Below are 14033 nucleotides of genomic sequence, written 5' to 3' on the forward strand. Positions count from 1 at the left end.
CTAACCCCGTGATGTGCCATGAGCCCCAATAGCCAACAAGCCACCATCGAAACCAGTGTCGAAGGCATCCGCGATGCCGTGGTGAAGGCCGGTTTCCGACCGGGCCGCAAGGTGCGCGTCCAGGTCGAGTATGTGGACGCGAAGGAAGTCCGGGAAGCCGAGCTTGCCCGCCTCACCGCGATCCTCGACCAATACCCCTTGCCTCCGGAATTCCAGGGATTGAGCGAGGAGGAGGCAATGGCGCTGGCCGATGAGGCGATTGCCGAAGTCCGGGCAGAGCGTCGGAACCGTAGCAAGTAACCGCCAACCATGCGCCTCGTCATAGACTGCAACATCTTCATTTCCGCCGCTCTCACCCCGGCAGGCACTTGCCGCCTCGCTCTTGCCGAGGCGGTGAAGAACCACGAAATCCTTCTGAGCGAAGAAATCCTTGAGGAATACCGGGAGGTCGCGAACCGCAAGAAGTTTGTGGCGATCCGCGACCGAATCCACGTCCTGATCGAAGAGGTCGCTTTACGGGCAACCTTCGCATCCGCCGTCTCTTCCGGGGAAATTCCCGGCATTTCCGATGAGGACGACGCTGTGTATGTGATCGTCGCCGTGAACGAGGGGGCGGATGCCATCGTCACCGGCAATACCCGCCATTTTACCGCCCCATCCTATGGCTCCGCCCTGGTCGTTTCGGCGCGGGAGTTCCTGGATATGGTCGGTGGATGAAGACGCCTCGGATTGGTCGCGTTGCCGCTTGATAGAATGTAGAACCCGCCCTCGAAGGGGCGGGCTTAGTTGTTTCGATCATCCCCGAAGTCGCACTACGTTCGCCCCCACGGGGCGGATGAGGATTTCGAGCTTTCCGGCCCAAGCCTCCAAGGCGTGCCGCTTCTCCCGCAAATACCCATGCCGGTTATACACCGCCGTGATCCCTTCCGCCTTACCGGGCGAATGGTTGAGCACGCGGGAGACGACATGCGGCGGGATGTCGTCGCGAGCCATGCCGGAGGCCGCCGTCCGCCGGAGATCGTGAAGCGTCCAGCGGGCAAGCGGGGCAGGGGCCTTGCCCGTCTCGTGCTCGATCCGCTTGAATTCCCGGACAGTGAGCTTGTCCATCCGTTCCTTGCCGTCCGAGAAGCCCGAAACCGGGCCCTTGCCCGTGGTGGTGAAAACGAAATCCGAAAGCATGGGCTTGTCCGCCTCCGTCTCGACGGCGATCCGGGGAAGGGAGCGGAGGAGGCGGACGGCTAAGGGGGAAAGTGGCACCTCATGGAGCCTGCCGCCCTTGTTCTTGGCGGCGGGGATCGTCCAAACCGGATTATCCCCCTCCAGGTCGGTAATCTCGCTCCAGCGGAGGTTTGCCCCCTCGTCGCGGCGCTGCGCCGTCACGAGAAGGAATTGCGCGAGCGAGCCGAAGGGATAGCTCGTCTCCTCCAGGATCGGCCAGAGCGTCCGGATTTCCTCATCCGAAAGCACCCGATCCCGGCTCGTCTCGTTTCCGCCTGGATCGCGGATGCCGATGCACGGATTGACGGTCAGGCGATCCTCGGCAAGGCACCAGTTGAAGAACGCCTTGAGGTTGGCAAGTGCCCGGTTTGCGGCAACGGGATTGCCGCTTTCGACCATGCCGGAGAGCACTTCGCGTAAATCCGCTTTCGAAACGTCCGAAAGGGCACGATCCGGCCACTTGGCGAGCAGGATTTTTTTGAGCGGGCGGCGGGCCTCAAGCTGTGAGCGCGGCTTGAGGCGGGAGATATGGGCCTTCTCATACGCGGCAACCGCCATGCGAACGGTGTATGTCTCGACCGGGGCGGCGGCAGGAGTGGCGAGGCCGAGCGTGCCGCCTTCTCCCTTCTTCTCTCGGGGGTGTTCCCCCTTGGCGCATAGGGTGATCCAGTCGCGGGCAGTTTGGCGGGCATCCGCCAGCGTTACGCCGGGGCCGTCCTCCTCAAGCTGGGCCTTGCCAATGGTGAGGCGGACTTGCTTCCCGCCGATTCGGGAGAACAGGACGAAGGACTTTTCCCCCTTGTCCGTCACCCGGAGGGCAAAGCCGGGCATGGCCGCGTCGAAGTGCTCCACCCGCTTTCCGCTGGGGGCGGCGGGAAATCGCTTGATCGCGGCGGCGGTCAGTGTCTTCTTTTCCTTCGCCATTGGCCCAGGCTCCATCTCGGGGTAACACGGGGTAACAGACTTGGCAGGTTTTGGGGTATTTCCCCATGTTCTGCCATGTTATCCGGCCCTGAGTAGAATGCAAGGAAACCAAGGCATTGGGTTGTTATGTGGTTGGGCGATGTTCGGCTATGTTCACCCCCGAAAGTCCCGTTTTGAAGTCTGGGGGACTGGGGGTCGTGGGTTCGAATCCCGCCGCTCCGACCATTATAAGGCCCTGAAACCGAAAGGTTTCGGGGCCTTTCCAATTCAGCCCGGTTGACCATTTCGGCCCAAGCGTCTATTCCCGACCATCATGACGCACGCACCGCATCTTTGGCTGGCGCTGTCGCCCCACGGTTTCGGCCATGCGGCCATGACCGCGCCGGTGGTGGCCGAACTGCGCCGTCGGCTGCCCGGTCTGCGCTTGACCATCCAGACCACAATTTCCCGCCCTTTCCTGGACAGCCGCTACCACGATTTCACCCTGGTTCCCGACATCGCCGATTTCGGCTTTCGCATGCTGTCCTCGGTGGCCATTGATCTGGAGTCCAGTGCCGCCGGCTATGGTGCCCTGCACCGCGACTTCGACCGCCTGATCGATGCCGAGGCCGCTCGCCTGGCCGCCGCCCGGCCCGATCTGGTGCTCAGCAACGTCGCCTATGTGCCCCTGGCCGCCGCCGGCCGGGCGGGAATTCCCGCCGTGGCGCTGTCGTCGCTGAACTGGGCCGACATGGTGGCACACTATCTGGGCGACCGCCCGGACATGGCGCCGGTCTTGGCGCAAATCCGCGCGGCATACGGTTCGGCCCGTGCATTTCTTCGCTGCATTCCAGCCCAGACCATGACGTTGCCCAATGTCATCGATATCGGCCCAATCGCCGCGCCCGGCCGCAACCGGCGGGAACAGATCGCCGCGCCGGGCGAAAAGCTCGGGCTGGTCGCCTTCGGCGGCATCGATCATCCGCTGGCCCTGGATGCCTGGCCCAGGCTGCCCGGCTGGCGTTGGTTCCTGGGTGGCGGCCAGGTGCCGGATCGCCCCGACATGGCGCCCTGGCAGGCCTCGGGCCTGACATTCTCCGATCTGGTCGCCTCGGTCGATGTGGTGGTGACCAAGCCGGGTTATGGCACCTTCACCGAGGCCGGCATGGTCGGAACCCCGGTCCTGTATGTCGCGCGGCCCGATTGGCCGGAATGTCCGCACCTCGACAATTGGCTTCAAGCCCACACCCAGGCCCTGTCCATTTCGGCGGAAAGCCTTGTCGATGGCAGCCTGGAAGCGCTACTGCGAAGGTTGTTTTGTTTGCCGAAACAGCCGGTTGCGGTTCCAACGGGGGTGGATCAGGCGGTTGATGTCCTGCTTTCCGCCCTTGGCGCCTGCGAACGTAGTTAGTTTATCGAACATTCATCTCGTGCAGGCATCGAATGGCGTTGACCGAAAAGGCGCCAGCGGACAATCTTCAACGCCATGGATACCGGATTTTCGCTGCTCTATGTCACGGCGCCGTCGCGCGATGTGGCGATGACCCTGGCCCACGCCCTGGTGGGCGAGCGGCTGGCGGCCTGCGCCAACCTGCTGGGACCGATCCAGTCGGTCTATTGGTGGGACGGCAAGGTCAATGACGAGCCGGAAGTGGCGCTGATCCTGAAGACCCGCACCGAATTGGTCCCCGAGGCGACGGAACGCCTGCGCGCCCTTCATCCCTATAGCTGCCCCTGCGTGGTGGCGGTGGCCATCGATGGCGGCAATCCGGCCTTTCTGGGCTGGCTGGCGGCGGAAACGACCAGACTTTAGACGGCGGGCAGCTTTAGACCGCGGGCAGGGCGACGGTGGCGGCGGCCTGGCAGGCGATGCCCTCGCGCCGGCCGGTGAAGCCCAGGCCCTCGGTGGTGGTGGCCTTGACGCTGACCCGGGATTGGGAAATCCCCAGGATTTCGGCGATGCGGGCGCGGATGGCCGCCCGGTGCGGCCCGACCTTGGGGCGTTCGCAGATCACCGTCACATCGACATGGACGATGCGGCCGCCTTTGGCTTCGACCAGACTGGCGGCATGGGTCAGGAAACGGTCGGACGACGCACCTTTCCAGCGCGGATCGCTGGGCGGGAAGTGGTGGCCGATATCGCCGGCCCCGATGGTGCCCAGCAAGGAATCGGTCAGCGCGTGCAAAGCCACGTCGGCGTCGGAATGACCCTCGAGCGTCTGGTCGTGGGGGACCAACACTCCGCCCAGCCACAGCCCTGATCCCGGTTTGAAGCGGTGAACGTCGAAGCCGGTCGCCATGCGGGTCTCGAACATGCCCTGGAAACGGGCCTCGGCGCGTTCCAGGTCGGCATTGGTGGTGATCTTGACGTTGTCCTCGGCCCCCTCGACCAGGGCAACGCTCAGGCCGCAGGCCTCGGCCACCGCCGCGTCGTCGGTCAGTTCGCGCCCGGCCTGGGCCCGATGGGCGGCCAGGATGTCGGCGAAGCGGAAGCCTTGCGGCGTCTGCGCCCGCCACAGGCCGGAACGGTCGACGGTGGCGCCGATCAGGCCGTCTTGGCCGCGCTTCAGGGTATCGACCACCGGCAGTGCCGGAATGGCGCCCGGCTGGGCGGCCAGGGCGGCGACGACCCGACCGACGGTGCCGGGATCGACGAAGGGGCGGGCGCCGTCATGGATCAGCACCAGATCGGGGGAAAGGCCAGTCAGGCTTTCCAGCCCCAGCCGCACCGAATCCTGGCGGGTGGCGCCGCCATGGGCCGGGTCCAGCAGGCCCAGGCCGGCGGCGGCTCGGTCGTAAAGCTCGCGATCGTCGGGATGGATGACCACCCGGACGGCGGAAATGACCGGATCGGACGCCAGGGCCGCCAGGGTGTGGCGCAAGACCGGCCGCCCGGCCAGGTCGCGATATTGTTTGGGGATGGCCCCTGCCATGCGGTGTCCGCGCCCCGCCGCCACCACCAGCGCCACTACTTTCGCCATCAGCACGCCATCCTGCCTGTTCGGCGGCAAATCTATGCCGGCCGCGCGTGCTTGCCAAGTGGACGAGCATCTTTGCCTGGGCGGAAACAATGGTATAGTCGCCGCCATGTCGGGTTCGATCCTTCTCAACCTTCTGGCCCTGGTCAGCCTGCTTCCCGCCGCCTTGCTGGCGTTTCGACCAGTGGCGGCGCGCGACGGCGTGTTCTGGGGCGTGATCATCTTCGCCGCCGCCGGCTCGGGCGCGTGGGCCTGGCTGCAATTGTCGCAATCCTGGCAGACCGACCTGGGTGTGGCCCTGTGGGTCAGCATCGCCACCACCGTGCTGTTGTTCGCCGCCCTGGCGGCCTTTTCCCGGGTCGGATGGCGCCTGGCGCCGCTGGTGATGCCCTATCTGCTGCTGCTGGGCCTGTTGGCCTCGGTAATCAGCGGGCACGGGCAGCCGATGGTGGCCAGCGCTCCGGCTGTGTGGCTGGACCTGCATATCCTGGTGTCGGTGCTGACCTATGGGCTTTTGACCCTGGCGGCCATGGCCTCGCTGGCGGTATTCCTGCAGGAGCGGGCCCTGAAGAAGAAGCGCCCCGGCCCGTTGACCCGCATGCTGCCGGCGGTGGTCGAGGGCGAATCTTTGAACGGACGCCTGTTGATGGCCGGCCAGATCATTCTGGGGCTGGGGATCGCCACCGGCATGGCCACCCAGTATTTCGAAACCGGATCATTGCTGCGCCTGGACCACAAGGCGCTGTTGTCGCTGGTGTCGTTCGCCCTGATCGGCGCGTTGCTGCTGGGTCACCGGGTCTGCGGCGTGCGCGGCCGCCTGGCCGCCCGCGTGGTGTTGGCGGCCTATCTGCTGGTCACCTTGGCCTATCCCGGCGTCAAGTTCGTCACCCAGGTCCTGCTGTAACCTCGGTCAGGGTGACGAAAATGAAACCGCCGACGATGGCGGTGAACAAGGTGACCGCGACCAGCCCCTTCCAGCCCAGCGCCTGCTGGCGGAACAACAATCCGGCGGTGGTCAGGATCGCCACCATGCCGAAAGCCACCGCGATCTGTGAATCGTTCATCGGGTCCCTCCCTGTCATCGGCGATCAGGGTGAGCGATCGCCAAGGTCGGCGCCGTGATGACGGTCAAGCAATGAAAAAGGGGGCCGATGGCCCCCTTTCCCCGAAACAGCGCGGAACCGGCCTACTTGGCCTTGTTCCAGGCGCAATATTCCTTCTTGGCGCGCGGGTCGGTGAACGCCCCCTTGTCGTCCGACAGCTGGCGCCACGCGACCGATCCGTCCGGCATGCACACCGGGTCGAAGAAGGAACCGGCCGGTTCGCCACGGCCGGCACAGGCAGCCAGGGCAAGGGTAAGCCCGAGAGCAGCAATAACCTTCATGCATGTCCTCCTTCGTAAAGTCATCAATCAGACGCAATAACGCGCCGCGCGATCATTAGGAGCCGATTCCGCTAAAGAGTCTAGAGGGGTTCTGGAAAAATCCGCCCTTGGGCCTTGTCAGTTCAACCGGAAACCGTGCCGAGCGAAGATTCCCTTCGCCTCGGGGCCGGCCAGGAAGGCCAGGAACGCCTTGGCGGCCGGGGAAGGGGGGGCGGCCACCAAGGCCGCCGGATAGACCACCGGGGCATGCAGGTTGGCCGGGAAGGTGGCCAGCACCTTGACCTTCCTCGACATCGCCGCGTCGGTGGCATAGACCACCCCCAGCGGCACCTCACCGCGTTCGACCAAGGCCAGGGCGGCGCGGACGCTATCGACGCGGGCCAGCTTCGGCTCAATCTGGTTCCATTGCCCCAGCGCCTGGAAGGCCTGGCGGGCATATTTCCCCACCGGAACGTGATCGGGGTCGCCGGTGACGATGCGGCCGTCGCCGGCGAGCTTGGCCAGCGAGGTGGCGGAATCGATGGCCACCCCGGAAAGCTTCGAATCGCTGGGCGCGATCAGGACCAGGCTGTTGCCGAACAGGTTCATGCGGCTGGCCGGGTCGATCAGCCGGCGCGAGGCCAGGTAATCCATCCATTCCAGGTCGGCCGAGATGAACAGGTGGGCCGGCGATCCGTTTTCGATCTGCTTGGCCAGGCCCGACGACGCGGCGAAGGACGGCTTGATCCGCCCCTGGCCGGTGGCGGCGAAACGCTCGCCCACCTCGGTCAGGGCGTTGGTCAGCGAGGCGGCGGCAAACACCGTCACCTCCTGCGCGGCCACCGGGCCGGCGGCGGCGCAGCCCATCAGGATCAGCGTCAAGGCGTGCAAAAGGCGCTTCATCGGTGCAACCCCCTGGTCGGCGAGCGATATCCAGTCAGATATCATATCCGGATGGATACAGCAACCTTGTCGGTCAGGAGCAAGCGGCCGGGGACTTCTTGCCGGTGCACCCTTCAGGGGCTTGCGGCAGTTCGTCGGCCAGCAAAAGTTCCATCCGGGCCAGTTCATCGGCCACGGCGGCCTGGGCCTTGCTTTCGATGGCGCGGTAAAGGTCCAGGACTTCCCGGCCGGTGGCGGTCAGGGTGGCGCCTGCGACCGAGGTCGCCAGGACCGGCTGTTTCAGGGCGCGGTTCAACTCGTCGATCAGCAGCCAGGCGCGGCGATAGGACATGCCCTGATCCTTGGCGGCGGCGGTGATCGAGCCGCACCGGTCGATGGCGGCCAACAGATCGGCCTTTCCCGGCCCCAGGGCGGCGAAGGAGCACAGGCGAATGCGCAATTTCAACGAACGCTTATGACGATGCTCGGCCATGCGAGGTCCCCGGAAATCAATGAGACGACGGGCCGTTGAAAGCGGATTTGAGCGCGCTTTCCAGCGGATCGAGGTCGTCTTGGATTACACCCCAGATACGCCGGGTATTGGTACGGAAATACTCGTGCACAGGAAGAGAACCGAGCGGACGACGACGGGATTGTTCTCGAAGGCGGCAAGGTTCATGCCCTCGGTGCCGGCCTGGATATCGGCGATGGCCGCAAGAATGTCTGCGATCCGATCCCGGTGCCCGCGCGGCATCAGAACACCCGGACCTGATCGTGCTCGAACGCTTCCCGCACGGCGGGGCGAAACGAATCGACCTCGCCCAGATCAACGGGACGGCCGAGCACATCTTCCAGCAGCAGCCGAGTGTCCTCCATGCGGATCAGCGAGAACGAGCGGCCGGGTTCGATCTCGACGGCAATGTCGATGTCGCTGTCGTCGCGCGCCTCCTCGCGGGCCAGCGACCCGAACAGCGACAGATGCGCGATGCCACGACGGCGAAGTTCGGGTTCGGTCGCCTTGATCTGCTGGACGACGTGTTGAAGAGTGGCGGCCATTGAGGTTTCGTCTGTTGCTGGTCAAACTGCTTGATCAAGGATAGGGCGGGGCGGCGCTGGCCGCAAGGAGGAGAGGGTGCCCGAAAATGCGCGGTCAAAACCTTCCCTGGTTAAGGGTACTGTCACCGAAACTAGAAGGATCGGGGCCAGGGGAAATGGGGTCAGAGTCCATTTCCCGCTAGCCCATTTCTGCAACATCGATGCAACGCCGCTCGACGGTGGTTTCGCCTGTCTTTCCGCCCCTTCCGTCCTTCGCCCTTCGGTGGCAGGATGCGGTCGAAGTTTGATCGAGGGGTGATATGTCCAACTACACCAGAGCCGAACGCATCCTGTTGAAGACCCACCCTGAGTACACCGAGAAATGGGTGCAGAACCTTATTGCCGAAGACCCCTCCATTCTCGGGCTGGGCGATTTGGTGTTTCGGCAAAGCGAGCGGACTCAGCCTCGGGCTGGTCGCCTTGACCTGTTGCTCCAAGACCCAGACACGAAACGCCGCTACGAGGTTGAGTTGCAGTTGGGGGCCACGGACGAAGCCCACATCATCCGTACCATCGAGTATTGGGACATCGAACGGAAACGTTATCCCCAGTACGACCACTGTGCGGTCATCGTCGCTGAGGACATAACCAGCCGCTTCCTTAACGTGGTCTCGCTGTTCAACGGAACGATACCGCTTGTGGCAATCCAGATGCAGGCGTTCAAGGTGGGCGAACACATCACCTTGGTCTTTACGACCGTAGTGGATGAAATGAGCCGTGGGCTGATAGACGAGGACGAGGAACAAGAAACTGCTCCTGCCGACCGATCCTTCTGGGAGCAAAAAGGGAGTCAATTGGCTGTCGGCATGGTCGACAAACTCTTTGAGATAATTAAAGAATTCGATGCTGGCTTGGTTCTTAAATACAACAGGTCGTACATCGGTTTGGCGAGGACGGGACGGGCAAACAACTTCGTCACCTTCCGCCCTCAACGCCGCTCGCTCGTTCTTGAAGTCAAATTGCCACAGTCTCAGGAAGTTGATGCAGAAATTGAAGCGTCTGGCATGGAGACATTGACATACAACAATACTTGGAAGTTCTACCAGCTTCCATTGTCGAACGGAGACATTGAGAAGCATGGCGATCTGCTCAAGAGGCTGATGAAGCAGGCTTATGACTATCGGAACGGCTGACAACCGCTTTGGGGTCGCAGGAGGCAATGCGATTCGCACTGTTAGAGGGGCAGAGAAATGGGGGCAGAGTCCATTTCCCGCTCAGCCGCCGGGACGGCGCGACACACGTGGATTTCCCCCTGACGCCCGAAGGTCGAGAACTGGTTTCGATTGAAATTTGGCGGAGAGCTCGTGCCGAACCTTCTCGGATTTAAAATCAATGCTTTACCCCACCTCCAAATTTACGGTTCCGGTGCGCAGTGCACTCAATATCGCCCTCACAAACCCGCACCACGGTCGGGATTGCCGCCTTCGGCGTCGTTCGGGCGCGCGTCATCAGCGCGCCCTCACCGAACCCGGTGGGGTCTTCGCCGAACCGCATCCACCAAAAAAGCCCCAAGGCTCGCCTTGGGGCTTTTTTGGCGGATGGGGTGGGATTCGAACCCACGGTAGGGTCGCCCCTACGCCGGTTTTCAAGACCGGTGCCTTAAACCGCTCGGCCACCCATCCGCGATGCGCCCCTTTGTAGCGGCACGGGCGGTCCAGGGCAAGACAGCGGGCGCTAAGAAGACGCCGCCGCCACGTAGCGGGCCAGCTTGGTGTCTTCCGCGACAGTGTGGCTGACAAACCACTGAAACAGGAACCGGCTCATGTCGGTGGCCCGCGCGGAATCGACGATGATCGATTCGATGTACTGGCGCAGCTCGTTCAGCAGGCTGATGTGAATCTGGTGGTGGTGGTCGAAGTCGGGATAGCCGACATCCAGCATCAGCGTCTCTTCGCTGTAGAAATGAAAATCGGCGTATTTGAAGATCTCGGTGGCGGTGCGGCGCAGCCGGTCGGGCAACGCGTCGCTTTCGGCCTCGGCGCCGAATTGGCTGACCAGATCAAGAAAGACCCGGTGCTCGAAATCGATGCGGGGATTGCCGGTCTCGTATTGCTTCTTCCAAGCCGCGTCCATCTTCGCCCGTTCCGCCTCTCGACTATCCGGTTCAGCATAAGCCAAACCGGGGCAGGCGAAAAGCGGATCAGTTGAGCGGGCTGGCCGCCCCGATCGCCTGACGGTGGAAACGCAGCAGGTCGTCACGGCTGGGCGGCGTCTTGGTCTCGCCGGCATGGCGGCGGACGGCGGCCAGCATGCGGGCGGCTTCCTCGCCGGTGGGGTCCAGGCCGGCCTCGCGGGCGGCGTGCAGCACCGAGGTCAGGCCGGAATGCTTGCCCAGCACCACCCGGTGGGCGCGGCCCAGGTCGCGCGGGTCGATGGCTTCGTACGAGCGGCGGTCGCGCAGCAGGCCGCTGACATGGATGCCGGATTCGTGGGTGAAGATGGCGTCGCCGACGATGCTTTTGTTGACCGGCACCGGCCGGCCCGAGGCATCGGCGACCAGGCGGGAAATCGCCGCCAGGTCGGTCTTGGCGATGCCGGTATCCAGTCCGTACAGATGCTCGAGGGCCACCACCACCTCTTCCAGCGGCGCATTGCCGGCGCGCTCGCCCAGGCCGTTGACGGTGGTGCTGACATGGGTGGCGCCGCCCTTGACCGCGGCCAGCGAATTGGCGGTGGCCAGTCCCAGATCGTCGTGGGCGTGGATTTCCAGCTCGATGTCGCAGGCCGCGCGCAAGGCGACGAAAATGTCGCGGGTGTCGAACGGGTCCATGATGCCCAGCGTGTCGGCAAAGCGGAAGCGCCGGGCGCCGGCCTGTTGGCAGGCCTCGACCACCCGAAGCAGGAAGTCGCGGTCGGCGCGCGAGCTGTCCTCGCCGCCGACCAGCACGGTAAAGCCCTGGTCGCGGGCCTTGGCGACCATGGTGGCGATGTGGGCCAGCGCCCAATCGCGGTCGCGGCCCAGCTTGGCGGCCAGCTGCAGATCGGACACCGGCACCGACAGATTGATGGTGGAAAGGCCGGTGCGGGCGGCGGCGGCCAGATCGGTGTCGTGCATGCGGCACCAGGCGATCAGCCGGGCCGACAGCCCGGCCTCGGCCAGGGCGCGGATCGAGGCGATCTCGTCCTCGCCCATGGCTGGGATGCCGATTTCCATTTCCGGCACGCCGGCCCGATCAAGGGCACGGGCGATTTCCAGCTTCTCGGCCAGGGTAAACGCCACGCCGGCGGTCTGCTCGCCGTCGCGCAGCGTCGTGTCGTTGACCACCGGCGCGAGCGCCGTTTTCTTGACCACCGGCGCGAGCGCCGTTTTCTTGACCACATGCGCGGTCATGATGGTCACCCGCACTTGCCGGTGCAGGCGCACTTCTTGGCTTGGGCCGGGTTCTCGAACTTGAAGCCGGCGCCGTTGCCGTCATCGACATAATCGACCTTCACGCCCGTCAACCACATGGTTGACGGCGGATCGACCAGCACCTTCAACGAACCGAAGGTCAGCACTTCGTCATTGTCGGCCGGTTCGTCTTCGAGGCTCATGTCGTACTGGATGCCCGAGCACGATCCGGCGTTGACCGAAATGCGCAACGAGGCGGCCTGCTCGGCGCACAGCGACGACAGGACGGACACGGCTTTGTCGGTGATGGTCAGCATGGCGGGTCTCCTTGAACGGAAACGGGGGGCTGGTGTTTTCTAAGCAAAGGCGGTGCCAAACGAAAAAAGCGCGGAAATCCGCGCTTTGTCCGAAGGGCAGGGGCGACAATGTCGCGAACCCGACAGGCCTTTGTCAGGCCGACTTCGCCAGCAGGCTCAGGCCTTCCTCGGCGCCGAAGCAGATGACGACGTCGGTGCAGGCGGCGCAGACCGGGCTTTTGCACACCAGCACGCCTTCCTGCTGGCACAGTTCGCGATAGAAGAATTTCTTCCACTTCATGTCGCGGCTGTTGGCCATGGCCAGCGGACCGAAGGCGATGGCCATCAGGCGCGACAGGTCCGTGCGGTCGGTCAGTCCCAGATCCTGCCACAGATGGTTCGATTGCAGGCAGCGGCGGGCGACGATATGGGCCAGCCAGATCCCTTCCGGCCCGGTCAGGCTGGAATTGTCCAGCAGCAGGCGGCGCAGGTCGGGCTCCTCGATGCTGGCCGGTTCGTCGCCGTTGCCGTCGGGGGCGAAGAACTGCGCCAGATAGGCGGCGGCATGGGGGAAGTGGGCCAGGATCAGGCTGGTCAGCGCGTTGGCCGACAGACCCAGGCGGGCATCGAGGCCGTCATCGCCCTCGGATGCCGCCAAGGCCAGCGGACAAGCCAGCAGATGGCGGGCGAAGTCGCTGGAACGATCTTCGCCCCCCATCAGGACGCGATAGAGGGAGTGAGCATCCATCGCGATCCTCCTTGGGCTCAGGCGGCCGCCTGGGCCGAATGCTTCTGGGCGTTGGTGCCGCACACCGTCTCGCACGACGAGCAGCCGATGCAGGCGCCCGACTTGTCGACGGTCATCACCTTGCGCTCGACCTCGACATCGTCGTCGAACGGGTCGCACCACTCGCCTTCGTCGTCGATGCCCATCAGCTTCAGGACGCCCTGGGTGCAGACCTTGAAGCAACGGCCGCAGCCGATGCACAGCTCCTTGTCGATGCTGTCCAGATATTGCGGAACCCAGGGGGTGCCATCGCGGGTGGTGAAGGTCACGGTCATGTCTTTGCTCCTTGTGGGCTATCAGGCGTCGGCGACGGCGGGGTAGGTCTCGATCGAGGTGACTCCCTCGACGACGAGTTTTTCTGCTTTTTCAACAAGCTGCGCCACCGTCTCGAAGCCGAAACGATGGAGCTCGCGGACATGGGCCTTGACCGCGACCAAGCGGCCGGCGATCAAAAGCACCCGGCCCCAGCCTTCATGGTGGATGTTCAGCATCGGCACCACGGCGCGGCCGGTTCGTTGTTCCAACTCGATGGCGACGGCGCCATAGAACTTCTCGACCCGGGCCAGGATGTCGGGATCGGGATCGCCGAACATCGGCATCTCGCGCTTTTCCGCCTTGGTGACGATGAAGGGGGACAGCAATTCCTCGTCGGAATCGGCGTCGAAGGCGCCGCTCCGATCCTCGGCGCGGATCAGGCGCACCAGGCTTTGCACGATCGGATGGGGAATGGTCTCGATATCCATGGTCGGTCAGCCTTCGTCATCGATGAAACGTTCGTCGCCGCCTTCGGAATCCTTCAAGGCGCGGCGCAGCCACGGCGGCGGATTGGTCTTCAGCATGGTCTGCACCCGGTCGATGACCGCGGTGATGGTTTCGTCGTTGGGCAGCTTGATGGGATGGACCTTGGCGCGAACCACCCGGGCCGCCGCCGGGCCACCGATGGCGCGCACGAACAGCAGCGAGGTGCCGCCCAGCGCATCGATCTTGGTGGCCAGGCGGTCCTCGCCCTCGTCATGGTTGCCGTCTTCCTGGGTGACGGTGCCGAACTGCACCGCTTCCAGGAAGGCATAGGAATCCGGGCCGACATCGTAGAACAGGAAGGTCTTGGCGCTGGCGAAATGCGCATCGACGTGGGTGCGGTCGTGAGTGGCAAAGGCAAGTCGCATGTGAGCTCCTTTCA

Annotated in this window: 21 protein-coding genes and 1 tRNA gene; 6 read left to right on the plus strand and 16 right to left on the minus strand. The window is 64.2% G+C overall.

From position 1 onward, the window contains the following. Window positions 1–18 precede the first annotated feature (18 nt). Together MTBLM5_RS02565 and MTBLM5_RS02570 are read left to right on the plus strand one after the other, a co-directional pair. Window positions 19–300, plus strand: coding sequence for a hypothetical protein (locus MTBLM5_RS02565; protein ID WP_173974241.1), 282 nt, complete (start codon window positions 19–21; stop codon window positions 298–300). Between the two features lie 9 nt (window positions 301–309). Further along, window positions 310–717, plus strand: coding sequence for a putative toxin-antitoxin system toxin component, PIN family (locus MTBLM5_RS02570; protein WP_173974242.1), 408 nt, complete (start codon window positions 310–312; stop codon window positions 715–717). A 78-nt stretch (window positions 718–795) separates the two neighbouring features. On the opposite strand, the gene MTBLM5_RS02575 is transcribed toward MTBLM5_RS02570, so the two are convergent. Then, on the minus strand, window positions 796–2142 hold the full coding sequence (locus MTBLM5_RS02575) for a site-specific integrase (RefSeq protein ID WP_173974243.1): 1347 nt from the start codon (window positions 2140–2142) through the stop codon (window positions 796–798). Window positions 2143–2455: 313 nt separating this feature from the next. On the opposite strand from MTBLM5_RS02575, the gene MTBLM5_RS02580 reads away from it, so the two are divergent. Both MTBLM5_RS02580 and cutA read left to right on the plus strand, forming a co-directional pair. After that, window positions 2456–3532, plus strand: coding sequence for a hypothetical protein (locus MTBLM5_RS02580; protein WP_173974244.1), 1077 nt, complete (start codon window positions 2456–2458; stop codon window positions 3530–3532). Window positions 3533–3607: 75 nt separating this feature from the next. Continuing rightward, window positions 3608–3934 carry a divalent-cation tolerance protein CutA gene (cutA, locus tag MTBLM5_RS02585; RefSeq protein ID WP_173974245.1) on the plus strand — a complete coding sequence of 109 codons (327 nt, stop codon included), beginning with the start codon at window positions 3608–3610 and terminating at the stop codon, window positions 3932–3934. Window positions 3935–3947: 13 nt separating this feature from the next. On the opposite strand, the gene MTBLM5_RS02590 is transcribed toward cutA, so the two are convergent. After that, window positions 3948–5102, minus strand: coding sequence for a bifunctional 2-C-methyl-D-erythritol 4-phosphate cytidylyltransferase/2-C-methyl-D-erythritol 2,4-cyclodiphosphate synthase (locus tag MTBLM5_RS02590; RefSeq protein ID WP_173974246.1), 1155 nt, complete (start codon window positions 5100–5102; stop codon window positions 3948–3950). Window positions 5103–5208: 106 nt separating this feature from the next. On the opposite strand from MTBLM5_RS02590, the gene MTBLM5_RS02595 reads away from it, so the two are divergent. Then, a complete protein-coding gene (locus tag MTBLM5_RS02595; protein WP_173974247.1) occupies window positions 5209–6003 on the plus strand; it encodes an inner membrane protein YpjD in 795 nt (264 codons plus the stop codon). On the opposite strand, the gene MTBLM5_RS02600 is transcribed toward MTBLM5_RS02595, so the two are convergent. The 6 genes from MTBLM5_RS02600 to MTBLM5_RS02625 form a co-directional block, all read right to left on the minus strand. After that, a complete protein-coding gene (locus MTBLM5_RS02600) occupies window positions 5984–6163 on the minus strand; it encodes a hypothetical protein (RefSeq protein ID WP_173974248.1) in 180 nt (59 codons plus the stop codon). The two genes, MTBLM5_RS02595 and MTBLM5_RS02600, sit on opposite strands and share 20 nt — an antisense overlap. Window positions 6164–6285: 122 nt before the next feature. Then, window positions 6286–6483 carry a hypothetical protein gene (locus tag MTBLM5_RS02605; protein WP_068503790.1) on the minus strand — a complete coding sequence of 66 codons (198 nt, stop codon included), beginning with the start codon at window positions 6481–6483 and terminating at the stop codon, window positions 6286–6288. Between the two features lie 117 nt (window positions 6484–6600). After that, window positions 6601–7365: a molybdate ABC transporter substrate-binding protein gene (gene modA / locus MTBLM5_RS02610; protein WP_173974249.1), complete on the minus strand. Its 765-nt coding sequence runs from the start codon at window positions 7363–7365 to the stop codon at window positions 6601–6603. A 73-nt stretch (window positions 7366–7438) separates the two neighbouring features. Next, the gene (locus MTBLM5_RS02615; RefSeq protein WP_173974250.1) at window positions 7439–7837 is read right to left on the minus strand and encodes a winged helix-turn-helix domain-containing protein; all 399 of its coding nucleotides are present in this window, start codon (window positions 7835–7837) and stop codon (window positions 7439–7441) included. Window positions 7838–7921: 84 nt separating this feature from the next. Further along, on the minus strand, window positions 7922–8098 hold the full coding sequence (locus MTBLM5_RS02620) for a hypothetical protein (RefSeq protein WP_173974251.1): 177 nt from the start codon (window positions 8096–8098) through the stop codon (window positions 7922–7924). After that, window positions 8098–8400: a nucleotidyltransferase family protein gene (locus MTBLM5_RS02625; RefSeq protein WP_173974252.1), complete on the minus strand. Its 303-nt coding sequence runs from the start codon at window positions 8398–8400 to the stop codon at window positions 8098–8100. The genes MTBLM5_RS02620 and MTBLM5_RS02625 overlap by 1 nt, the downstream gene beginning before the upstream one ends. Before the next feature lie 299 nt (window positions 8401–8699). On the opposite strand from MTBLM5_RS02625, the gene MTBLM5_RS02630 reads away from it, so the two are divergent. Continuing rightward, entirely contained in the window at window positions 8700–9572 is an 873-nt protein-coding gene (locus MTBLM5_RS02630) for a hypothetical protein (protein WP_173974253.1), read from the plus strand. A 399-nt stretch (window positions 9573–9971) separates the two neighbouring features. On the opposite strand, the gene MTBLM5_RS02635 is transcribed toward MTBLM5_RS02630, so the two are convergent. The 8 genes from MTBLM5_RS02635 to nifX all read right to left on the minus strand — a co-directional run bounded on the left by MTBLM5_RS02635 (window position 9972) and on the right by nifX (window position 14019). Continuing rightward, window positions 9972–10061 (minus strand) — tRNA-Ser (locus tag MTBLM5_RS02635). 52 nt (window positions 10062–10113) lie between these two features. Then, the gene (locus MTBLM5_RS02640; protein WP_173974254.1) at window positions 10114–10512 is read right to left on the minus strand and encodes a bacteriohemerythrin; all 399 of its coding nucleotides are present in this window, start codon (window positions 10510–10512) and stop codon (window positions 10114–10116) included. 67 nt (window positions 10513–10579) lie between these two features. Beyond that, entirely contained in the window at window positions 10580–11770 is a 1191-nt protein-coding gene (nifV, locus tag MTBLM5_RS02645) for a homocitrate synthase (RefSeq protein WP_173974255.1), read from the minus strand. A 5-nt stretch (window positions 11771–11775) separates the two neighbouring features. Next, entirely contained in the window at window positions 11776–12087 is a 312-nt protein-coding gene (locus MTBLM5_RS02650; RefSeq protein ID WP_173974256.1) for an iron-sulfur cluster assembly accessory protein, read from the minus strand. Window positions 12088–12220: 133 nt separating this feature from the next. Beyond that, on the minus strand, window positions 12221–12814 hold the full coding sequence (locus MTBLM5_RS02655; protein ID WP_254430873.1) for a nitrogen fixation protein NifQ: 594 nt from the start codon (window positions 12812–12814) through the stop codon (window positions 12221–12223). Window positions 12815–12831: 17 nt separating this feature from the next. After that, window positions 12832–13128, minus strand: a complete 297-nt coding sequence (gene fdxB, locus MTBLM5_RS02660) for a ferredoxin III, nif-specific (protein WP_068503777.1) — start codon at window positions 13126–13128, stop codon at window positions 12832–12834. Between the two features lie 21 nt (window positions 13129–13149). Beyond that, window positions 13150–13596 (minus strand): NifX-associated nitrogen fixation protein, encoded by a 447-nt coding sequence (locus MTBLM5_RS02665; protein WP_173974257.1) that lies wholly within the window; start codon window positions 13594–13596, stop codon window positions 13150–13152. Between the two features lie 6 nt (window positions 13597–13602). Continuing rightward, the gene (gene nifX / locus MTBLM5_RS02670; RefSeq protein WP_068503773.1) at window positions 13603–14019 is read right to left on the minus strand and encodes a nitrogen fixation protein NifX; all 417 of its coding nucleotides are present in this window, start codon (window positions 14017–14019) and stop codon (window positions 13603–13605) included. Window positions 14020–14033 lie beyond the last annotated feature (14 nt).

It is taken from the genome of Magnetospirillum sp. LM-5 (assembly GCF_902729445.1).
Lineage (GTDB): Bacteria > Pseudomonadota > Alphaproteobacteria > Rhodospirillales > Magnetospirillaceae > Magnetospirillum.